25 protein-coding genes are annotated in these 21,047 nt (G+C 39.6%); 6 read left to right on the forward strand and 19 right to left on the reverse strand.

Features of this window, described 5'->3' with window-relative positions:
- Positions 1 to 43: 43 nt before the first annotated feature.
- From ACQKFO_RS04690 to ACQKFO_RS04705, 4 genes are read right to left on the reverse strand one after another with little or no spacing between them, the layout of a single operon-like run.
- Positions 44 to 1,072: a serine hydrolase domain-containing protein gene (locus ACQKFO_RS04690; protein WP_427597143.1), complete on the reverse strand. Its 1,029-nt coding sequence runs from the start codon at positions 1,070 to 1,072 to the stop codon at positions 44 to 46.
- Positions 1,057 to 1,602: a GNAT family N-acetyltransferase gene (locus ACQKFO_RS04695; RefSeq protein WP_427597144.1), complete on the reverse strand. Its 546-nt coding sequence runs from the start codon at positions 1,600 to 1,602 to the stop codon at positions 1,057 to 1,059. The genes ACQKFO_RS04690 and ACQKFO_RS04695 overlap by 16 nt, the downstream gene beginning before the upstream one ends.
- 13 nt (positions 1,603 to 1,615) lie before the next feature.
- Positions 1,616 to 2,098, reverse strand: coding sequence for a DNA topology modulation protein FlaR (locus tag ACQKFO_RS04700; RefSeq protein WP_427597145.1), 483 nt, complete (start codon positions 2,096 to 2,098; stop codon positions 1,616 to 1,618).
- Positions 2,095 to 3,012, reverse strand: a complete 918-nt coding sequence (locus ACQKFO_RS04705; RefSeq protein ID WP_427597146.1) for an alpha/beta fold hydrolase — start codon at positions 3,010 to 3,012, stop codon at positions 2,095 to 2,097. The genes ACQKFO_RS04700 and ACQKFO_RS04705 overlap by 4 nt, the downstream gene beginning before the upstream one ends.
- A 134-nt stretch (positions 3,013 to 3,146) precedes the next feature.
- On the opposite strand from ACQKFO_RS04705, the gene ACQKFO_RS04710 reads away from it, so the two are divergent.
- Positions 3,147 to 3,539 (forward strand): hypothetical protein, encoded by a 393-nt coding sequence (locus ACQKFO_RS04710; RefSeq protein ID WP_427597147.1) that lies wholly within the window; start codon positions 3,147 to 3,149, stop codon positions 3,537 to 3,539.
- A 41-nt stretch (positions 3,540 to 3,580) separates the two neighbouring features.
- On the opposite strand, the gene ACQKFO_RS04715 is transcribed toward ACQKFO_RS04710, so the two are convergent.
- The 3 genes from ACQKFO_RS04715 to ACQKFO_RS04725 all read right to left on the reverse strand — a co-directional run bounded on the left by ACQKFO_RS04715 (position 3,581) and on the right by ACQKFO_RS04725 (position 6,581).
- Positions 3,581 to 4,594, reverse strand: a complete 1,014-nt coding sequence (locus tag ACQKFO_RS04715; RefSeq protein WP_427597148.1) for a S66 family peptidase — start codon at positions 4,592 to 4,594, stop codon at positions 3,581 to 3,583.
- A gap of 107 nt (positions 4,595 to 4,701) precedes the next feature.
- Positions 4,702 to 5,715 carry an ABC transporter permease gene (locus ACQKFO_RS04720; protein ID WP_427597149.1) on the reverse strand — a complete coding sequence of 338 codons (1,014 nt, stop codon included), beginning with the start codon at positions 5,713 to 5,715 and terminating at the stop codon, positions 4,702 to 4,704.
- Positions 5,712 to 6,581, reverse strand: a complete 870-nt coding sequence (locus ACQKFO_RS04725; RefSeq protein ID WP_427597150.1) for an ABC transporter permease subunit — start codon at positions 6,579 to 6,581, stop codon at positions 5,712 to 5,714. The genes ACQKFO_RS04720 and ACQKFO_RS04725 overlap by 4 nt, the downstream gene beginning before the upstream one ends.
- Before the next feature lie 244 nt (positions 6,582 to 6,825).
- Here ACQKFO_RS04725 and ACQKFO_RS04730 point away from each other — a divergent pair, with 244 nt between their 5' ends.
- Together ACQKFO_RS04730 and ACQKFO_RS04735 are read left to right on the forward strand one after the other, a co-directional pair.
- Positions 6,826 to 8,139, forward strand: coding sequence for a D-alanyl-D-alanine carboxypeptidase family protein (locus ACQKFO_RS04730; protein ID WP_427597151.1), 1,314 nt, complete (start codon positions 6,826 to 6,828; stop codon positions 8,137 to 8,139).
- Between the two features lie 92 nt (positions 8,140 to 8,231).
- Positions 8,232 to 8,624, forward strand: a complete 393-nt coding sequence (locus ACQKFO_RS04735; RefSeq protein ID WP_149155824.1) for an SET domain-containing protein — start codon at positions 8,232 to 8,234, stop codon at positions 8,622 to 8,624.
- 201 nt (positions 8,625 to 8,825) lie between these two features.
- Here the strand turns inward: ACQKFO_RS04735 and ACQKFO_RS04740 are convergent, their stop codons facing one another.
- The 6 genes from ACQKFO_RS04740 to ACQKFO_RS04765 form a co-directional block, all read right to left on the reverse strand.
- A complete protein-coding gene (locus tag ACQKFO_RS04740) occupies positions 8,826 to 9,650 on the reverse strand; it encodes an EcsC family protein (protein WP_427597152.1) in 825 nt (274 codons plus the stop codon).
- 72 nt (positions 9,651 to 9,722) lie between these two features.
- A complete protein-coding gene (locus ACQKFO_RS04745; RefSeq protein WP_427597153.1) occupies positions 9,723 to 10,994 on the reverse strand; it encodes a hemolysin family protein in 1,272 nt (423 codons plus the stop codon).
- A 42-nt stretch (positions 10,995 to 11,036) separates the two neighbouring features.
- On the reverse strand, positions 11,037 to 11,447 hold the full coding sequence (locus ACQKFO_RS04750) for a MerR family transcriptional regulator (RefSeq protein ID WP_427597154.1): 411 nt from the start codon (positions 11,445 to 11,447) through the stop codon (positions 11,037 to 11,039).
- Between the two features lie 170 nt (positions 11,448 to 11,617).
- Complete coding sequence (locus ACQKFO_RS04755) at positions 11,618 to 12,100, reverse strand: YjdJ family protein (RefSeq protein WP_427597155.1); 483 nt, start codon at positions 12,098 to 12,100, stop codon at positions 11,618 to 11,620.
- A 244-nt stretch (positions 12,101 to 12,344) separates the two neighbouring features.
- Complete coding sequence (locus ACQKFO_RS04760) at positions 12,345 to 12,509, reverse strand: hypothetical protein (protein ID WP_427597156.1); 165 nt, start codon at positions 12,507 to 12,509, stop codon at positions 12,345 to 12,347.
- A gap of 190 nt (positions 12,510 to 12,699) precedes the next feature.
- The gene (locus ACQKFO_RS04765) at positions 12,700 to 14,823 is read right to left on the reverse strand and encodes a peptidoglycan D,D-transpeptidase FtsI family protein (RefSeq protein ID WP_427597794.1); all 2,124 of its coding nucleotides are present in this window, start codon (positions 14,821 to 14,823) and stop codon (positions 12,700 to 12,702) included.
- A 382-nt stretch (positions 14,824 to 15,205) separates the two neighbouring features.
- On the opposite strand from ACQKFO_RS04765, the gene ACQKFO_RS04770 reads away from it, so the two are divergent.
- Positions 15,206 to 15,601 carry a sporulation protein gene (locus tag ACQKFO_RS04770; protein WP_148969021.1) on the forward strand — a complete coding sequence of 132 codons (396 nt, stop codon included), beginning with the start codon at positions 15,206 to 15,208 and terminating at the stop codon, positions 15,599 to 15,601.
- A gap of 49 nt (positions 15,602 to 15,650) precedes the next feature.
- On the opposite strand, the gene ACQKFO_RS04775 is transcribed toward ACQKFO_RS04770, so the two are convergent.
- From ACQKFO_RS04775 to ACQKFO_RS04785, 3 genes are all read right to left on the reverse strand, one after another.
- Complete coding sequence (locus ACQKFO_RS04775; protein WP_427597157.1) at positions 15,651 to 16,361, reverse strand: nucleotidyltransferase domain-containing protein; 711 nt, start codon at positions 16,359 to 16,361, stop codon at positions 15,651 to 15,653.
- Between the two features lie 126 nt (positions 16,362 to 16,487).
- Positions 16,488 to 16,658 (reverse strand): tRNA U-34 5-methylaminomethyl-2-thiouridine biosynthesis protein, encoded by a 171-nt coding sequence (locus ACQKFO_RS04780; RefSeq protein ID WP_427597159.1) that lies wholly within the window; start codon positions 16,656 to 16,658, stop codon positions 16,488 to 16,490.
- A gap of 18 nt (positions 16,659 to 16,676) precedes the next feature.
- Positions 16,677 to 16,880 (reverse strand): hypothetical protein, encoded by a 204-nt coding sequence (locus ACQKFO_RS04785; RefSeq protein ID WP_427597160.1) that lies wholly within the window; start codon positions 16,878 to 16,880, stop codon positions 16,677 to 16,679.
- A gap of 186 nt (positions 16,881 to 17,066) precedes the next feature.
- Here ACQKFO_RS04785 and ACQKFO_RS04790 point away from each other — a divergent pair, with 186 nt between their 5' ends.
- Positions 17,067 to 18,293, forward strand: coding sequence for a TolB family protein (locus ACQKFO_RS04790; RefSeq protein WP_427597161.1), 1,227 nt, complete (start codon positions 17,067 to 17,069; stop codon positions 18,291 to 18,293).
- Between the two features lie 2 nt (positions 18,294 to 18,295).
- Here ACQKFO_RS04790 and ACQKFO_RS04795 read toward each other — a convergent pair whose 3' ends face one another.
- Together ACQKFO_RS04795 and ACQKFO_RS04800 are read right to left on the reverse strand one after the other, a co-directional pair.
- Complete coding sequence (locus ACQKFO_RS04795; protein ID WP_427597162.1) at positions 18,296 to 18,931, reverse strand: hypothetical protein; 636 nt, start codon at positions 18,929 to 18,931, stop codon at positions 18,296 to 18,298.
- Positions 18,932 to 19,041: 110 nt separating this feature from the next.
- Positions 19,042 to 19,803 (reverse strand): class I SAM-dependent methyltransferase, encoded by a 762-nt coding sequence (locus tag ACQKFO_RS04800; RefSeq protein WP_427597163.1) that lies wholly within the window; start codon positions 19,801 to 19,803, stop codon positions 19,042 to 19,044.
- A 254-nt stretch (positions 19,804 to 20,057) separates the two neighbouring features.
- Here ACQKFO_RS04800 and safA point away from each other — a divergent pair, with 254 nt between their 5' ends.
- Entirely contained in the window at positions 20,058 to 20,687 is a 630-nt protein-coding gene (gene safA, locus ACQKFO_RS04805) for a SafA/ExsA family spore coat assembly protein (protein WP_427597164.1), read from the forward strand.
- 90 nt (positions 20,688 to 20,777) lie between these two features.
- Here safA and ACQKFO_RS04810 read toward each other — a convergent pair whose 3' ends face one another.
- A complete protein-coding gene (locus tag ACQKFO_RS04810) occupies positions 20,778 to 20,957 on the reverse strand; it encodes a hypothetical protein (protein ID WP_427597165.1) in 180 nt (59 codons plus the stop codon).
- Between the last annotated feature and the right edge of the window lie 90 nt (positions 20,958 to 21,047).

Here is a 21,047-nt window from a genome sequence, read left to right on the forward strand (position 1 = left end):
AATATTTGGTAATTCATTCCTCGGTCTATTGATTAACCATTCTTCAGGAAAATAGGTCTGCCACTTTGTTACTAAACTCTCGTAAATAATAAAGGTATTGGTCCCCTCCATAGTTGTATCGCTTGTTATACATCTTTGCCACCACCACATTATAAGCAGGAATAACTAGGATCGTTGGACCGGTGACCCCTAATATTTGATAGGATCCTGAAGGTACCCTATCCCCCAATTCACTTTTAGTTCGGGGAATATCTTGAACGTACCAAAAAAGACCGTTCCCAGGATGGGAGTAATTAGAATACGAAACATTTTGAATGGTGGTGGCAGTCTCAATCACTTTAGAGGGGACGATTTGTCTTCCATTCATCATGCCTTTCTGAACATGTAGCTGCCCCCATAGAGCAAATTCCCTGGGAGATACAAATAAATTCTTCTCCGTACCATCTGAAACTCTACCGATTCCAGGGAGTGCAGGTTTATCAATGCGGTCGATGACAGGTACAAGATTTTCTTTCTGTTCCGTTCTCCATCCCGTTTCACTAAACCCCATGGGTGTAAAAACCCTCTCATTCAACAGCTGCGGGAACCCTTTTCGATATAGTCGGTGAATTAATTTTGTCATAATGTCCACACCCACGTTACGGTATGCCCAACTGCTACCTGGCTTGAATTTCCGAAATATGTATCCTTGTTCGTCAGAATCGAGTCCGTGGGAATGAGTCACAAGATGACGGATCGTTGTGGCTTTATACAGATCTTTATCAAACTCAGGAAAGTACTGAGTGATGGGATCATCCAGACTTGAGATATATTTATCATGTAAAGCGTAGGCAACCGTAAGGCCTAAATAGCTTTTACGGGCAGAGGCAACATTGAATTGAGACTTTTCTGTTATTTGAGGAGCATTTTTTTCATGGGAGTGCCTGCCGCTATAATGCTCCAAAACGACCTGATTATCTTTTATAATATAAAGGGCTGCAGCAGAACTCCCGTTTTTATGTTTAATGTCTTCAACCCAGGAGATCAATTCCTTTAGTGGTTCTTGCGGAGTCTGTTTCAAGACTTCTTCCACTCGTCTGCGATCATCCCGTATACAATATGATCCACAAAATGATCGTTAATCCGTTCTCTTTGCCTCAGCTTCCCTTCTTCCTTGAAACCAAGACGTTCCGGAATTGCCCGACTGCGATGGTTGAATTCTGCAGCGGTTATTTCGACTTTATTCATTTTACAATATTCAAATGCGTATTTCGTTAGTCCCTTCGCAACTGTCGTCATAATCCCTTTTCCTTGGTAGCCCTCCCCTAGCCAATAGCCAATGATGGCTACTTGATTTGACCAATCAAGTTCGTTGAATCCTGCTACCCCTACTAATTCATTTTGATACATGATGCCGGTAGTTAAGCTCTTATTATTCGCGAAGCCTAAACGTGTACCTTTAATAAATTCCTTTGAATCTTCAACCGATTTTGAGTAATCCACCCATGGTAGCCATTCACGCAGATAGGATCTGGACTGATCAGTCAATTCATGGATCCTTTCAGCATCCTGGATATCTAGAATTCTTAATTCTAATTCGTCGTTTAGTTTATAGGTAAACAAGTTGATTGCTCCTTTATCCTTTTTGAATGTTGACTTTATCTTGATATGGATCGAGAATTCGCATGACGTTTGGCTTTTCTTTCTCTTCGTAGTGGCGACTCCATCCATACATTTTTCTTAGCATCGTTAAGGTTTGCTTGTAGTTCCCTTCCTTGAATCCATATCTCTCTTCAATATAGCGCTTGAATATCCTGTAGTTCCGCTTCCATTTTGGTGTATCAAGAAAGATGATAAGCTCTGCCTCTTCCAGACATTTGAACATCCATTCCTGATAATGGACGCCTTCAACGATCCATGATTCCCGATTCAGTATAGGGGTAAGTAGGTCTCTTCGTTGGGCTTCTGTATTTCTAATATCTCCATCGGGTTTTCTTCTCCACATCACATTATCAAGTTCATAATAGGGTATCCCTCTTTCACTTGAAAGCTGGCGAGCAAGTGTGGATTTCCCGCTTGCGACGGAGCCTATGATGTGAATTCTTTTTGCTCTTTTCATGATAATGGACGGTTTTTAACTAATAGATAATCCATGAGCACCTGTTTAAAGCGGTCGGCTTCCTCGTAATGGGGTGTATGACCACTGTGTTTAAAATGAATGATCTCCCCATTTGCTGCATTTTTCTTAAATATTTCTACGTGTTTTTCGCATGTAACGGGATCGTATTCTCCTGTTAGAAGAAGCATCGGTTTTTCTATTAGCTTGATTCTATCTAACAGACTAGTAAAAATGACGCCCTCTTCACGGAGAAGATGATAGTGATGATCTGAACGATCGTATAGGGCGTCCCATTCTTTCTCAGTGTAAGATGCATAATAGTCAGTAGGATTATCAAAATTATGCGTATAAATTTGCATACGGTGTTCTCCAAGTTCATCACTAAGCTTCATATAGATTTCTGTAAAATCTCTTGGAGTAAGGTGATCATCAGCCAAATTCATGGCCTTCTCTTGCAACCCTGACTGATTGTATTTTCCGAATAACTGAGCGGTTTTTTTTAGCAGTCCTTTAGATGTAAGGGTGAAATCGAAGGTAGGACATTCGAAAATGACTTTCTCGATGGATTCAGGATACTGGGAGACATATGCAAGAGCCAGAAACCCTCCAAAGGAGTGCCCTAGTACAGACCATTTATCGATTCCTAATTCTTTTCTGAGTGCTTCACAATCATCTACAAGGTCCTGAAAACCAAACTCTTCATTCTCTTGAATGGCTTCTGAACGGCATACACCTCTTTGGTCGATTGCCACAAGATAAAAATGTTTCCCTAATCGTCCACTTTGGTGAAAAGAGAAATCGTAGCAACTTTCACCAGGGCCACCGTGCAAGTATAGTAAGGCGGGACTCTCCTTAGAACCATGGGTTTCGACATGGATTCCCTTATTCCGAATGGTCATTACATTTGCTTTCATTAATAAAAACTCCTTAGCTGAATTCTGTTACTCAATAGACTTCTAGAAAATGGCGGGATTTTCCTTTATTAAGCTGGATTTTGTTGGGCTTCCGGAAGTGAATTGATATAATACAGAAGAACGGGGGTTCTGAAATGGAAAAAATAAAACAAAATAAACTTATATATATCATGTTCTCCTTCACTTCTATGATTAATTTTCTAGTGTTTTGGTTAGATCCGAAAGCCTACATGTATTTGGTCATCAGCCTTATCTTTTTTATGAATGCCTGTGTTTTCTTTATCAATAGCAGGGAGCAGGATGGCACCTACTGGAAACGTTGGGAAATCATCCGGGAAAAGGGGAAGTGGTTCTTTTCAGTTGTATATGGGTCGTTGATTACCGGATTGGTAATTTCAGGGATTCTGTATGTAGTGATGGGAGACTACCTTCTCCTTTTAATGGTATGCTGTGCAGCAGGCGGATGGGTATGGGGATACATCATGTGGATGTTGAATGAAAGGCGTTATAATGTTTCAAAGAAATAAGCAGAAAAAACGTCCTGGCAATAGGACGTTTTTTTTATTATTTATTTGAATGTTTGAATGACTTTCCCTTTTCCACCTGATACTTCTACCTCTCCATGTGCTCCATTGATGAAAGTAACTTGAGGAGGCTGATGCCCACAGTCTATATCATACACGATTGGAATCTGCAGCTCGTCTGATAGTTCCTGGTAGACATCTTCAACCACATAATCACCAACAGGAGTGTTGGCGGCACTTCTTCCAAACAGAATACTGGAAGAATGGTCGAACCAGCCGGCTAATTTCATCTGTACAAGTGAACGGCGCAGATCAGCGGTGTTTAATTCACAGTTTTCAAAATACCAGAGGATGGGTTCATTCTTTATATGCTTCTCTCTAAAATTTGCTATATTTCCGTAAGGCGTTCCGACCAAGTGCCTGATGACATCTATGCAGCCTCCGAGTAGACGGCCATTGACCTTTACATCTTGATTTCCTACAGTTTTCCAAATAGTTGGCTCATTCAAGTGAAAGACTGTGGGGGAAGGCTGGTCGTGATTCCATTCTTTTTGATAGTGTTGGGATGAATATTGAATTACAGATGATCCTACTTTCGTTGAGAGAACGGATTCCCATTGTGCCGTCGTTGGATCGGAGAATTCCCCTCTTAAATCAACAAGATTGGTTCCATGTGCAGTGGCGATTCCGGTTTTTAATGTAAGTGCCAGTAATAGCACACTCGTGTCGGAATAACCCAGCAGCCATTTCAGTTTGATATTTTCATAGTCAATGAGGTCAAGGATTTCTATGAGTAGTTGACCGCCCCATGGTGGGGTGATTAGGGAGATTTTTTCGTCCTGCAGCATTTGGTTCAATTCTGTGGCCCTTTTTTGAGCTGAGGAAGATTTAGCTTTATTCTGCGTCCATATGGTATCTCCGCACTGAACGGAGTAGCCTTTGCTCTCCATTTTTTTGATCGACTGCTTGAGAATGTCATGTAGTTCCGAGGGTACTCCTGATGAAGGAGCGGTCACACCTATGGTTGCGTTTTTATTTAGTAATGGATATGTAATCATAATATCTCTCCAAACTTTTTAGATGATTTTACCAGATCGGTAGTCTTGCTACAAGGTGTTATTTTCCAAAGTGCAGTGGACTATAAAATGATGCAATTATGGTAGCATCATTTACGCAGCTCCATTAATGTAAAACTTTCTTCATTCAATTCCACTGGTTTATTTCTCTCGTTCTCCTTTTGAACGACTATTGAATTCCTTCTTGAAACATTTCTCTCCATGATTCTCTCTAATGAATGAGCGATTCCATTCAGCAAGAGAATGGTGAGGGCGAAACAGATCATCGGCACGAGAAATATCCACCACGCATTGTATAATTCTGAGTAATTTGTTCCCATCAATCCTGACCACTCCTGGACGAATGGCCTCGGCGGATGGCAAAATGGCTGATAGCAGATATCTGTTCCTCCGAAATACAAAGTGAAAAACCCCAAGTGAGCAATGATCAGAAGGACTTGTATCACAATTTTAGGATAAATGACAAATAGCCGGTTCTTAAGATGGGGCATAAGATGCTTATAAAATATGTAGAAGGAACGTGCACCAAGGACCCTTGAGGAAAAGATGAATTCCTCTTGAAGAATCTGTTCAGCTTCATTTGCGATCAATATGGCGGTCGTAGGAGTGACGATGATGGCCAGAACGACGATTTCAACGACCATTCTTTCTACTAGCGATGTCTGAAATCCTTCCATAGGCTCCCACAGAAAAGGGTGAAGAATGTTATAAGCAATAATCGATTGTGGAATGAAATAAAGTGATGTAAATACCTTCTGTGTGATGACTCTAAGCCTGCTTTTAGTGAATCCTCCTGCAATTCCAAATAGGAAAGCCAAAGTAAAACTAAGAAATGATATCGTGATGGCTGCACCTAATGTATATTGTGCGCCTTGAATGACTTTATCGGTCATATGATACCCATCTCGATCTGTTCCAAACGGAAATTGCATGGAAGGCGGGAATGGTGAATCTCCAATGACTTTCCCTTCGTCATTGAACAAAATGAGAGTCTGTGAAATTTCCTCATTTGAGAGATTGTAGACCAGACTCCAAGATAGAAGAATAATGAGTATACTTGAAAAACCAATGAAGCTCATCCAATCATACCGATTCGATTTCATAGGCTCATCTCCTTCCCTATTTTCTTCCCTATGAGTCCTTGGAGGCTTTTTAGCACCAGATAGAGAGGAATGAACAGTAAAATGGAAGTTATCGCAAAGATGGACGGCTGATTGTAGGAAAATAAGAATGATGTGACACCAAATACATTAAACAGATATTCCAAAATAAGTAGATTCGAAAGCATCATCCAAACGATTTGTTTGCCGTGATAGGTTAAACTGACCAACACATTTCGAATCGTATGGCTGAAAAGTATAGTAAACCTCCCAAGTCCTTTGCTTTTAGCCAATTCTACATAGGGCTTACCTTCCTCATCCTTTAAGAAGACAATCATGTTGGTGAAAAAGAAAAATGTAGGAAGTATACATAGTGTGATAGCTGGTAGCATAATCACCTGGTTTTCACCTACTGATGCCACGTCGATGATCAAGATTCCGGTCTGTTTAAAATACCAGACGATTCCCAATTGAAAAAGAGCGATCACGAAAAGATCGGGTAGCCCCCCCAGTAAAAAACCAACTGCCTGAATACCTTTCCTGAAATATTCCCCCAAAGAATAATAACCGATTAATAATATCGTAGAAAGCAATATGGAAATACCCAGAGCCAGAAAAAAGATCCTGATACTGCTCCAATAAGCTAAAAAAATAATGGGAAACAAACTTCTTTCTACCCCCGAACTCGGGTTTTCGTACACGATCGCTTGCGGTGTAAGAAGCTCTTCCCCGACATCCATCAACGCGACGAAAAAACGAAATATTGAAAACGACTGACCCTCAAACAGCGCAGACGTGGCACTGACCAATACAATCCCAACCAAAATCAACCCCAACTCAAAACATACCTGCCACACTCTTCTCACCATACAGTTCCATCCCTTTGTCAGTTTAGGGACGGACCTTCATTTAACAAAAGAATGCGACACATTTATTCCCTGGGTTAAATGAAGGTCCGTCCCTCTTATTATGGTAACATTTTACTTTTTTGCACGAAACAATTATTTACAATAATATGAACGATTTGAAAAGGTTGTGTTGATTTGGGGTGTTTGGGAGGCTTGTATGGTAAAATAATTTGGTTGCGTAAAATTGTTTTTTGGAGGTACTGATTTGAAAAAGAATACGGTAAAGCAAAGCCTGTCGGTTTTGATGATATCCCTTATGGCCATGACGCCTTTTCAACAAACGGCGCATGGTAAGACGAAATTAGATATAAATGCAGATGCTGCGATTTTAGTGGAAGCAGATACAGGTAAGATTGTGTATAAGGAACATGAAGATCAGCTCCTCGGAATTGCCAGCATGACGAAAATGATGACAGAATACCTTGTGTTAGAAGCCATTGAAAAAGGAAAGATTAAATGGGATCAAACCTATAAAGTAAGCGACAAAGTCTATCAATTAGCGAACGCTCCCGGATTGAGCAATGTCCCCTTAAGAGCGGACGAAGAGTATATGGTAAGAGAACTGTATGATGCCATGGTGATCAAATCTGGAAATGGTGCATCAATTGCTCTTTCCGAAGTTGTAGCAGGTTCCGAAGGTGAATTTGTAAAGCGGATGAATGCAAAGGCGAAGGAACTCGGCTTTGAAAATTATCAATTTGTTAATTCTTCCGGACTAAGTAACTACGATATGCTCGGCATGTTTCCAAAAGGAACCGGTGTGAATGATGAAAACATGGTATCGGCTGAGGATATGGCTACTTTGGCGTATTACCTCATTCGTGATTTTCCGGAAGTATTAGAAACATCGGCCCTCTCTTCCAAAGTTTTCAGACCTGGGACAGATGAAGAACTCCTTATGAAAAATACAAACGGCCTATTAAAAGACAAATCTTTTTATTACAAAGGTGCAGATGGATTGAAGACAGGTACGACACCTTTTGCAGGTTCCACTTTTACCGGGACTGCGGAGCGGGATGGGGTACGATATATTTCAGTCATTTTAGATGCCAAAGATGAATATGGGCAGCCCAGCAGTGCAGAGCGATTTATTCAAACGACAGAACTTCTGGATTATGGGTTTGATGAGTTTGAGACGGTTAAATATGATTTGAATGATATTGAAAAGAAAAAGGAGCACACGTTGGATGTTCCAGATGGTAAGGAACAATCGGTTACCATCAAGCTAGACAAGCCGTTGTCCATTCGAGTAACAAAAGAAGAGAAGAATAAAGTGAAAGCTTCAATCACATTAGAAGAAGATAAGCTTAATGATGATGGTACACTTCAAGCTCCAATTGAAAAAGGAGAAAAGATTGGAGAAATGATGCTCGAAACCCCGGAAAAGAATGAGTATATTATCGATAAAAAACATCCTTCTAATAAAGTGGACATTTATGCCGCTGAGTCAGTAGAGAAGGCTAGTTGGCTAGTACGCAGTGCACGTAGCATTAAAGGGTTTTTTGGGGATTTGTTTTAATTAGGCATGCTACAATAAAGATTGGATGTTGCTTTTCTATCCAGTTCGTGTCAAGCTTACTAAGTTAAAGGATTTAGAAAGAAGGTGGCATAATGATCGAAGTGAAAATATCGTCCCTTAGTGACGGTGATCTTAATCGCGGCGTTTTTGCAAAAAGAGATATAGCCAAAGGAGAGCTGGTTCATGAAGCACCAGTCATACCTTATCCCAATGAGGAACATGAACATATTGAGAAAACGTTCCTGGCGGATTATGTATTTGAATACGGAATCAACCATACAGCACTTCTATTAGGTTATGGAATGTTGTTTAATCATTCTTATACGCCTAATACAACTTACGAGATAAATTTTGATAACCATACCTTCGACTTTTATGCCTACAAAGACATTCAAGCTGGCGAAGAATTGCTCATTAACTATAATGGCGAAGTGGATAATGATGAACCACTTTGGTTTAATAAAGATAAGAGCGAAGAGGAATAATTGAAAGGGACTTCCGATTGGAGGTCCTTTTTGTTTTACTGGTTAATGATTTTTAGGAAATCTGGTTCTGGATTCATTAATTTCGTCCATTTATATGAATTTTCCCGAAAGAATGAGAGTGAAAAAAAGATCAGAGGGACGGACCTCTGATCAGCATTCATCATTAATAAAGATTGATATATAGCCTTTTCTTCAGAATATTTAAATTTCAGAGGTCCGTCCCTCTTCCAGTTTCTCCAAAATCCGTCTTTTTCGGTAGAGCATACGACCGGTTTCGCCTATGTCTGAGATCATGGATTTGTTGATGAAGGAGCCGAACAAGATTCCTGCGATGGGAATCATTTGGAATAGTTTTTTCCAGCCGAAGTTGTCACGGAAGCTGGTCATCACTTCCCTCCAGCCTTGTAGCTGGGAAAGAGTTTGTTCTCTCTTCTGCATATCCTTATTGTTGAAGTCCGATAGTTCCTGAAGGATCGCTTGCTTCCCGACAATATCTGAAGAAACGAATTGTAAGCATTTAATAATGAAAATACGCTCCTGTTGATCATTTGGGTCGTATCCGTAACTTATTGCGATTTCCTGAAGGGTCTTAAGGGATATGCCGAGGATGAAAGGTATATCAATGCTTAGAGTCAGGAAGCCACCGATTCCGGTCGTCGCCCCCTGGGTCATCGCAACCTTTTTCCTCATACCCACTATCCCTTCGCTTACTTCATCCATATCAGCAATGGGCAGCTTTGCGATATCTCCTACTGTTAAATGAGGATTGGCTGTTCTCTTAGTAAATCGCTTAACGACTTCTTTCTCGCTTGTAAGGTAACTTCCGCCCTTTTGTATGTAGCTTCCTAATTCATCCAGTGCTTGTCCAATCTTGTTATGCACCATTTGAGGAGTGATCCGGTCAAGGATCATAAAGGGAATGCGCCCCAGCTTCTCCCAAAACCATAGCCCTTTTTGGTCTTCTGCCCATTTGTTTACAACTTCCAGCTCCATTAAAAGAGCTTCTCTTGTTTCTGTCTCATGCATATAACAGCCGCCTCCTTCTATCAATAATGAATCAAAAAAATAACAGGCAATGATGAGCCTGTTATTTCCTGCTTATTGAACAATATCTTCGGTTTTTTCTTCTAGTATTTCCACTTTAATCGTACGTACCCGACGATTATCCACCTCTTCTACGCTAACTTTCAAGTTTTCATAGTCGAAGCTGTCGCCTTCTGATGGAAGGTCTTCAAAGCTTTCTACGACCCATCCACCGATTGTATGGTAAGAACTTTCAGGCTCTGGTACATCGAGTAACTCTGTAAATTCATCCAATTGATATTGGGAATCGAATTGATATTCTTTTTCACTGATTTTCCTCATGGAATGAGTTTTCTCATCTTGCTCATCCCAGATTTCCCCTACAATCTCTTCCAGGATATCTTCAAGGGTGATGATTCCGGTTGTTCCACCAAATTCATCCACTACAATGGCCATATGCACATTGTTCTTTTGAAGCTTAGTAAGAAGAGTTGAGATTTTGACAGATTCAAATATAAACATTGGTTCCCGAATCAATTCCCGGATGTTTACTTCACCGAATTTGATCAAATGAGTAAAGAACTCTTTCTCTGAAAGAATTCCTATCACATTATCAATATGATCCTCGTAAACCGGAATTCGAGAAAATCGCTCTTCAAAGAACATTTCCTTAATTTCTTCAATCGGTTGATTCACTTCAACAGCCTTGACATCGATCCGGGGTGTCAAAACCTCAGTTGCAAGGATATCATCAAAGTCCATCGAGCGGTGAATCAATTCTCTTTCTTCTTTATCGATGACTCCTTCTTCTTCACTAATATCAAGCATCACTTTTAATTCTTCCTCTGTGACAGACGGCATCTCGTGATTTTTAGAGAAGAACTTCGATACCAACTCTTTTAGTTTGATAAAAAAGAAGTTAATCGGTGTAAGAACTTTAATTAAGAAAAAGAGAACGCCTGATATCGTCAAAGAATAGGTTTCAGCATTTTCTTTTGCCAATGATTTAGGCAGGATTTCACCAAAAATCAGAATTAATAAAGTCATGACAAAAGTACTGATGACAAGACCCGTGTTACCTCCGAAAATATCTGTCGCAAGCTTTGCTGAAATACTGGCTGCGGCAATGTTCACGATGTTGTTTCCAACTAATATCGTAGACAGTGCTTTATCAAAGTTTTCGGCAATATAATGAGCTTTAATGCTCCCTCTTCTTCCCTCACTTACAAAGTTCTTAAGTCTAATCTTATTCACGCTTGAGTAAGCCGTTTCCGCCGATGAAAAAAAGGCAGATAAAAGTATTAATGCTCCTAATAATACTAATGAATTCAGTGGTATATCGTCCAAAAAAAAGTCACTCTCCTGTAGTTGTTTATCTATTATGCTGGATTAACCAGAAAAAACCATTAATGTTTGGAATAAGGCCAAAGCCTGTGGGGATACTTGTTTTAACATGCGTTTTCGTTCGTCATCACCTAGGGCTTCCATAGCCTGTAGGACCTCATGTAACTCGTTATGCAAATGATCCATTTCATTTCGAATATGGTCTACTTGTTTTTCTAAAATAGAGGGATCTACATCCTCAGATTTCATTAACGTTATTCGATCTTTGATTTCATGTAATGTCATTTTCATCTGCTGACATTGTTCAATCATCTTTAAGTCAGCTAACGCATCTTCGTGATAGTACCGATAATTATTACGTGATCGATCACATTCCAATAAACCTATTTTTGTATAATAATCAATCGTCCTCTTGGACACTTGACTGTGTTTTGATAGTTCTCCTATTCGATACAACTTCCCAAGGACATCACCTCTAGAGTAGTATACTTTATTTAAGGTAAACCGTACAGTTAAACGTTATGGTTTTATGTAAAATGGTATAAAGAGTGTATTATTAAAGAATTTTCATCTTTCTATACTTACTGAACAGTATCACACACTTCATTAAGTTCTCTCCCCTTTTATCATGTTTGGTTGGAATGCTCCTTTATTCGTAGAGAAGGAGAGCGGTTAAAAAGAAAGGCGAGAATGAACAATAAGAGTCCTATTAAGACAAATAGCCAAACAAGAATGTTCCCTCCAGTTGTGGGAGATGATGCAATAAAAGCACTCATCAAAAGAAAAACCATACCAAACAATGTCAGAAATATTGTAAATCGACGATGTTTAAGAAACCTGTATCCAAGGAGAACCAAAAGATAACTGGCACTCATAATCATGAAGCTTGGGAACAACGGGGAAAACTTGGCAGCGTACACAAAGAAATCAAGATCCACTATCTGATCCTGCGTTAAGTCGGTTCCGTGAACCATCTCACTGAACGGTGTTGAATACCTCCACTCCCAAGGATTATCCAACAGCGCACTCCCTTCATACCAGGAAAACAATGCCGTGAACCCAAAAACCAACAAACCAACACCTATCTGAGACCAATACTTTATTGACATTAATTTCCTCTTTTCTTTTCTAGAGGGACGGACCTTGAATTATTTCTACTCAACTGAGAAACCCTGGATACAAGTGTTCTAACATTGAATGTCAGTAAAATAGAGGACCGTCCCTCTTCTATGTACTTTGAAATTCATCTAACTAATTTACAATAGTATGAACTTTGAAAATTTCTTTCATCCTAGATTAGCTGAGGGTTTTTTCTCATAGAAAATGCCAGGAGGCTCCCCCTGACAATGTTACTTACTGACCGCCAGTAAACCAGCTGCCGGCTTTTACTCTTTCTTCTTCCTGGATCTGTCTTTCGTTTTGATTGCCTGCTTCAAAGGAGTTCTTGGATAACTTTCTTCTTAGAAGCCCATTTAGTACTCCGAATACCACTGCAATACCGATGATCCACCATAACATACGTTTACCTCCCATTGAATGAGGATGTCTATATATATATGTACGTTTAAAGAATGGATAAGTTTCATTTATCCTTAAATATTGGCAAAAGAAATGGTGGCTCACTACAGACAACTTAGCTTAATAATCAATAGGACATGAGATCTTGAAAGATGAACGCAACCCTTCAGTACAAAGGATTGCGTTCATATTATTCCTCTTCAGTTCCTTGTTCTTCCGTCTCTTCAAGTTGATCGGCATTACGGACCTCTTCTTCTGTGGATGAGTCAAAGTATCCGTCTTTTTCGTATTGCTTCTTCAACTCGAAGTATTTGTCCATTGCACGTTTGGCGATGGTTTTGTTCACGTAAGGATCTTTGTTCTGGTGTGAATATGGTAACACGACTGAAAAGGCTACTTCAGGATTGTTGTAAGGTGCGTAGCCGATTAGAGTGGTGTTGAATGTTTCATATTGTCTTTTTTCTTCAGGGCTATAATAGAAAGCTTCTGCCGTTCCTGATTTTGCTGCAGCATCATAAGGTGCACTTCTAAAGTTATTGGCAGTACCATTACTTCCATGAGCGACTTGATAAAATCCTCTCTGTACCTGCTGTATTTCTCTTTCTGTAGCATCAATACGATTTAAAACTTGGGATTCGTTTTCATATAGGAGAGGTCCAACTTTATCTCTCTCTTGGCTGGGTTCACGAATTTCTTTCATGATATGTGGCTTCATGCGATAGCCTCCATTAGCAATGGTGGAAGCATACTGGACAAGTTGCATCGGTGTGTATAAATCATATTGCCCAATGGCAAAATCCATTAACATACCTGGTTTCCGTTCGTTCCCTTTAAGCCCTTCTACTTCTCCTGGTAAATCTATTCCTGTTTTTACTCCTAAGCCAAACTGACTGTAGTAATTTCTCATAGTATCAAAAGCATCAGTGTTAATGTCCAAAGGTTGATTAGGACGATAAGTTCCATCTGCAATTTTTATTGCTGTTTTAAACATATAGACGTTAGATGAAATTTCAAGAGCTTGTATATCGCTAAGATACCTCGATCCATTAAACCAAGATTTTTTTACTGGTGTATCCTTTATCCGAATCGGTTCATCATAAAGCACATCCCCTACATTCAACGCTCCAGTCATATACCCCGTCAATACAGTAGCTCCCTTAACCGCAGACCCCACCCCATACTCAGAAGTGAAAGTACCTAAAGCATAATCCTGCATCTCCGTCTTTCCATCAGCATCCTTGCCATATTTCTTTCCGACCATGGAAAGGATTTCACCTGTGTGTGGATCCATCATGACAACAAATGCACGATCCAGGAATGGGGATTCCCAATATTGGGACGCCTGTTTGCTCAGCTCTTCTTCTACGATTTTTTCGATTTCTTTTTGAAGCTGAAGGTCAATGGTCAGTACGACATCTTTTCCACTGTGACCCTCGCTGATAAGTTGTGAATCAAGGACACTTCCATTTTTAGTGATGTATTCGATTTCTTCCTTTTGTCCTTTTAGGACGTTTTCATACTGTGATTCGAAATAACTAGTTCCAACACGGTCGTTAAGTGCATATCCCTGAGCTTTAAATTCATTGACAAGTTCACTTGGAAGCCCTTGTTGTGAACTTGAGACTCTACCCAGAATCGTTCTCAACGTGCTATCATTCACATATTTTCTTTCCCAGTCCGTGGTAACGTTCACTCCAGGCAATTCTGACAGGCGTTCACTGACTCTGGCCATTTCTTCCATGGAAACATCCTTGTTTTTGATGATTTGAGGAGTAAGGGCGTAACCGGTGTTAAATTCGCGGAATATCGCCAAGACTTCCTCTTCTTGTTTGTTAAAAGAATCAATATCTTTTTCGGTGATCCTCTCGAGCTGCATTTCATAAACCTTTTTGTTGACATCATCTTTTGTAAGATCTTCATCATCTTCAAGTTTCTTCAATTCATCCTCTGAAACCAGATTCTCTGCTTTTTCAGGATTACTCAATAACCAGAAATCTTTTCGATCTCGGTCTGTAATTTTGTCTTGTTTCATTTCGATTAATTCTGCCAGGCTTTTTGCTACTTTCAGCATCTCCTCCGGCTTTGTCGTTTGCGTTCTGGTGTATGTGATTGCGTTTAAAGGTACGTTGTCTACGATTACATTCCGATAACGATCATAGACTTTCCCTCTTGGAGGTGTTCCATTATGTGATTTCACATTTTCGGTTCTCGCCACTTCCGCTTCATAATGGTTTCCCTGCACGATTTGTACAATCCCAAGACGAAGAATCAGAAGTGAAAATAGAAAAAATACCGTAATAAACAGTAAATTCATTCTCAAAGGCACATGGGTTTTTTTCTTTTTCTTCTTTTCCTTCAATTGAATGACCCCTTCACAAGCTAGTATTTTACCAAAATATGATAATGTTCTAGTCCTATTTTATAGAAATTCAGACTATATTTCTACCTCTTTATGGTATAAATTCCAATTAGTATACTCATCTGGGGTATGATTCATTATCTGGAGAAAAGTGTTTGAGGGTTGAGCGTTGGAAAATTAACATAATGCTTATGACAAACGCGAAATATGTCGAAGAAGGGTTATAGACAAAAAGGCTTCTTTTCTTTTAGAATATAGTCGTAGAAAAGGTGTAGAAAAATGAAACCAAAGCTCTCCTTATTGCGTAGAATTGGTAACTAGATGAATGAGAGGTTGAATGGCTGTTATGTTTAGTAAACTGATGTGCAGATTCGGTATTGGTGCAACAAAGATTGATTTGGTGTTGAACAAAAAAGAGTTCTGCCCGGGAGACGTCATTAAAGGGGAATATGAACTTACAGGCGGACGGGTGGAGCAGAAGTTAAAAAGGATTGAGACCGACCTTTTACAGTACGATCAGAATAGTGATCGCTCATCTGTTCTTCATCACAATACTATATTAAGCTCATCAACGATGAAAGCAAACGAACAACGCACCATTCACTTTTCGTGCAGACTGTCAGATTCATTCCCACCGAGTAGTGACAATGTTTCTTATAAATTTGTCACCCGACTGGTCTTCGACGATGGTGTAAACAGTGTCGATCACGATGAGTTTCAGATAGTAGTATAATGTCAGAATTGAAAATGAAGCCCTTCTATCTTTGAAGGGCTTTTATATTTTATTTCTTTCCTAAAGAAAATCCTTCGAACAATCGTCCTCCGTATGGTTCCAATACAGAGTCCACCAATCTTACAATAGGTTGTTTGTTCCCTTTTTGATAATATTGGTCGAAGGCTTCTATATATTCTTTTGCAAAGCTTTCATCATATTCCTTCAATGCCCGTATAATCCATTTCGATGCACCAATCCATTGACCTTGGGTTCTGAGTACAAACTCATGAAGGGATTCCCCAATGGAACCCGCGATAAAGATGCTCTCTCCCCTTTCCTTTGATCCAATAAAATCAACCAATGCATCTGTAAGGAAATATCTTTTCATATCAATCGTTTGATTGTTCCATCTTGGAGGTCCGTCCCTCAAAAGTCTATTTGCTTCTTCTTTGAGGTTCGATATGATGGGGTGATCGATGATGGGGGTTCCTTCTGAAACCATTCTTGGCAATGAAGGACGGGCTCTTTGACAGTCTTTTTGGAAATAGTCCCGAATTGTTTGACTCGTGTGGACGAATACTTCAATTGGCCATCCATGTGAGTGGAAAGATTCCCGGTATTCTGAAGAAAGGGTTCCGTCAATGATGACAATATCTAAATCGGATGTACTTGTTTCCTCTCCCCTGACTACGCTCCCACCGAGAAGTGCCGCTTGACATGTCGGGAAGGTTTCTAATACAAATTTCTTGGCAGCTTCATTTGCAGGCGGTCTTTTCATTTTTAGCCCACTTTCATTATTAATTCTTTCAAATCTAATAGACACTTTAACGTATAATCCGGCCGTTCTTGGGGACGCACATACCATAAATAATCAAGTCCATTCCCTTAGAAATATCCAATAACTTTAAAGCGATTCTGTAAAGCCTTTTTTTTCCTTTCTTCGCCCGATACTGTACCCAACAACAATACCGATAACAAGTATGAATAAATAATCCGTTTCAAATCCATTGGTGAAAAAGCCGGTGATTCCCCATCCTAAAAGTGCACCTACAATAACGAATAAAAGTGATTTCATATGTATTCGCCTTCCTTTCTAATAGAATCCAATCATTGTGAGCAGCCCAACTCCAATTACGGTTGTCAAACCACCTGTTACGATTGCAATAAACAATATTCGTTTTTGTTTGGTTTCATACCAGATGCTACTTGCAACCACGAGGGTGAGGATTATTCCAAAGAACACTGCAGCGTACGGGTTGGAAGGTGCTAATAAGTCATTCCAATTTAACCAGCTCATTTTGCCATCTCCTTAAATATTGATTGTATTACTTTTACTACTAACTGTCTTCGATTAGAGTAAATAGCCATATTCCGGCAAAGAACTTCCATGTTTTTTTGTGGGTCCTTTTTTATCTTGGGAAGTTCATAGGGACCCGGTTGTTCGTGCATTATAAGGTGAAACAGGAACAGGAGGTGTGACACAGTGCGTCGAATCATGATTTTGTCAATCACATTCTTTTTGCTTTTTCCAGATGGTGTTAAGGGAAGTACACCAAGTCGAGCTGCATTTGTCAGGGATGGTAATGTTTTCACCTTATTGGATGGTAAGGAAATGCAAATCACTTCATCAGGTACTGTACATGGGACACCACAATGGTCTCATGATGGTAAGTGGATCCTATACGAACTAACTGCTCCATCTGAAGTTGGAAAGGAAGTACAAAACGAACTCTGGGTGTACAATATCGCAAACCGTATCTACAAAAAGATTTTCTATGATGGATATGAACCCAAATGGTCCCCTATTACTAACATGGTTTCATTTTTACAACGGGATACGCTTGATGTATCCGATTTGAAGTCTTTCTATAATATCGCCTCTGGTGTCAGCAGCTATAGTTGGCTTCGTGATGGATCCGGATTCCTCCTATCTTCTCAGGCAACATTGCACCCTGATGGGTGGTCCAATCCTAAACTGTATATGAAGACAATATCTTTTCCATTAGATAATCTGTCTGAAACGAAAAATGTGAAACCATTTTTCACAATTCCTAAGAATGTTGGTGACAAGAACAGCGTAATCGAGTCTATTGATGCTTCTCACATTCGCTTTTCACCAAGTCAAAAGTGGATTTCATTTATCGTCTCTCCTACTGCTTCCTGGTCCATGGATAGCAATATGCTGAGTGTGATTTCACATAAAGGAGAAGAATTTCAAGTATTGGGTGAAGTGATCTTTGGTGTAGGTGAGCCGAAATGGGCTCCTAATGAAGATACGCTTGCTTATATTGCCGGTGGTGGACGAATTGTGTTCGGATTTAAAAATAAGAAACTAAAGACAAAAGAATTCCCTGCATTTCGAGGAATCACTCCGAAAACTTTTTCAGAGCTTGATTTTACCTGGGTGAACAAAGAGACCCTTGTAACGTCCAGGGTAAAGGAGAAGGAATGGTCCAATGACTTCTCTCTGCACCCTTTACCTTCCCTATATCAAATATCGTTACAAACGACAGTTCAAGAGCAAATTACAGAACCGCCAAAGCTATTTGGAGATTACAATCCACAATATCTCCCCTCCAGTCGCCAGTTGTTATGGTTCAGGGGAAAGTCGATCACAGATGAGCATCGAGACGTTTGGCTGGCTGAAAAAGACGGTAAGAATCCGAGTAAATGGCTTGAAAATGTCAGTGTCATTTCCGTTTATGAGTAACGTTATACATTTTTAGAAACTGGAGTGTGGGATCTTTCCCTTATGTTCTGCACTCCTTGATTTTCTAACAATGAAAGAATCCTATCTAAATGGGCCTGATCTCTAACCACTATAAACTGTGGTTGAATCCATTTGTTTACCTTCACCTCTAATTTGTAGCCTTGATTGATTTTGTCATCCAGTCCGTACAGCTCGTGCCACTTAATAATCTTTTCTACTTCATATCCTTTAACCCTGGCCCATGGAAAATAATAGCCATTCAGTATAAGGCCTCCAGCTAACAAATAAAAATTTCCTCGGTGTTTAATGGAGCTGATCAGAATGAAAAAGAGATAGACAATGCTAAAAATGGATTGATGAAGCATATCGGTCCAGTATACAACCGCTAATAAAACAGTTAACAGGCCAATGACACCTACCGTCCCCCATTTTACCCACTGATAAGATTTTGTTTCCTTTGTTAAAGGCTGCATCACCTTGAATTCGCTTGGAATCACAATGCTGTTCATATCTTCTTCGTTGATTGGATACAGGGCATTGACTGCTTTTTCTGCGGAATATTTAAGGTTTAATTGAAACCGTATGAGATACACGATTCCGATGATGAAGATAACGCTGAAGAATAAGTTGATCCACATAATGAAGTCCCCCTTTGAAGTGAACGTGGGAAGAGTTAGGATTGGTGCTTTTCGGTATCTTCCTTTTCTGTTTTACGATTATATATAAGTTAAGGTTTCATTTTTTTCCATTAATCCTGACTTTGCGCTTTCAGGATGAAACGATTCTGTTTTGCTTCAAAGAACCCCTTTTCTTCGATGGATTGATGAATGCTGAACAATGAATCATGGTATTTTTTAATACTGAAATCCGGAACCTGCCAAGGGATGGCTTTCAAGTAATAGACCAATGCACCAATATCATAAAAGCGTTGGGTAGAAAATTCTTCTTGAGACAAAAGAATATCAAAACCCTCTTCTCTCAATTGCTTATGGGCATATTCCAGGTTCCAATGTAGAAACTCTTCATTGATGGGAGCACCGAGAGCTCTATTGATATCATTACAATCCTCTCCACCCACCTGTTGAGTTAAGAAGGTGCCCCCTGGAGATAATATTCGATTCACTTCACCAGGAGAATAGGATTCGTGTTTGTTGATGATCAAGTCGAATTGGTTTGTCTTAAATGGAAGGTTTTCGTCTCCGTCGATACCTTCTACTCTAACGCCTAATGGCTCCAGGCATTTCTTAGCCACAGGTATGTTAGGAGTGTACCCTTCTGTTGCACAAACAGATGGTGGAAAGGGTTGGAGTTTAGAAAGCAATTCTCCTCCCCCTGTTCCCATATCAAGCAGCGATTTCGCATTCCTTATCAGCGGGATGGCCAAACTTCCATACGACCAGGAAATCATACCAGTTCCCATACGGCCGGTTTCGGTGACGAAGGAAAAGTCCCATCCCGAAAAATGTTTTTCCACATCATTTAATAAACTTTCGAATAATGAAACTGTCATAGTGTTGCCCCCTTAAAAGGTATAAACTTACATAATATTTTTAGTAATCATATGTATCTCTTATAGTTACTATTTTCCATTATACCGAAAAAAGCCCATGATTTGGAATTAAATTAGCTCTGATTACATAGTCACCATCTTTCACTTTGAAAATATCCTAGTAATATTTACTATATGTTGATTTTATGGGATTATCGGAAAGGTGGTAACAACTACCTGTTTCAAAATTAACAGAATTATATTTCAATAGAACTATGAAAACTTTAAAACTTTTATCTATCTTATTGTTGTCTGTCACTTTTGTCATTGGTTTTGGTCAAGCATCTAAGGTTTCCGCAGCAGGTACGTATACTGTGAGTTATGGAGACACAATGTGGAAGATTGCCGTAAAGCATCAGGTGGGTGTATCTGAGTTGATCACGGCAAACCCGAATATCAGCAACCCGAATATGATTTATCCTGGACAAACCCTTAACATACCAGGAACAAATCACACCGCTGAAAGTTATACATACGAAGTGGTTAAACTGGTAAACCAGGAACGATCAAAAGTGGGTTTGCCTCCACTGAAAGAAAATTGGGAATTATCACGTGTGGCACGTTATAAGTCAGAAGACATGATTGCGAAGAACTATTTCAGCCACACATCCCCAACATACGGATCTCCTTTCCAGATGATGAAGGATTTCGGAATTTCCTATCAAGCAGCAGGTGAAAACATTGCCGCTGGGCAAAGAACACCAGCAGAAGTAGTTGAAGCATGGATGAACAGTGAAGGACACAGAAAAAATATCCTTTCTCCGACATATACAGAAATCGGAATAGGTTATGTGAAGGGTGGATCGTACGGTCATTATTGGACGCAAATGTTTATAAAGAGATAAAACAAGGAGACCCTCGATAGTTATGGAGGGTCTCTCTCTTTTTTTACAGCTTTTGAGAAGAATAATACGGTGAAGTACTTTCACTTAAGATTAATAGATTTCCTGAACGACTTCTAAAATAACCGTGAAACGTTTGTCCCCTAATGGAATGACATTTTGGATGAAAACATTGTGAGATCCCGTTTCAGCTCTTTTAGTATCAATAAGTTTTTGTAAGGTTTCTGATAATGAATCAGAAGCCTCAATATCGATAAAAAATTGTTCTTTCATTCTTTTTCCTCCTCTATTCTTCCTTTTGTATGTTCTAATACGAATTCATAGAGAAAATAGTTTCATTTTCACAGAAAAAAAGAGCCAACT

The organism is Rossellomorea sp. NPDC071047 (genome assembly GCF_050270195.1).
Classification (GTDB): domain Bacteria; phylum Bacillota; class Bacilli; order Bacillales; family Bacillaceae_B; genus Rossellomorea.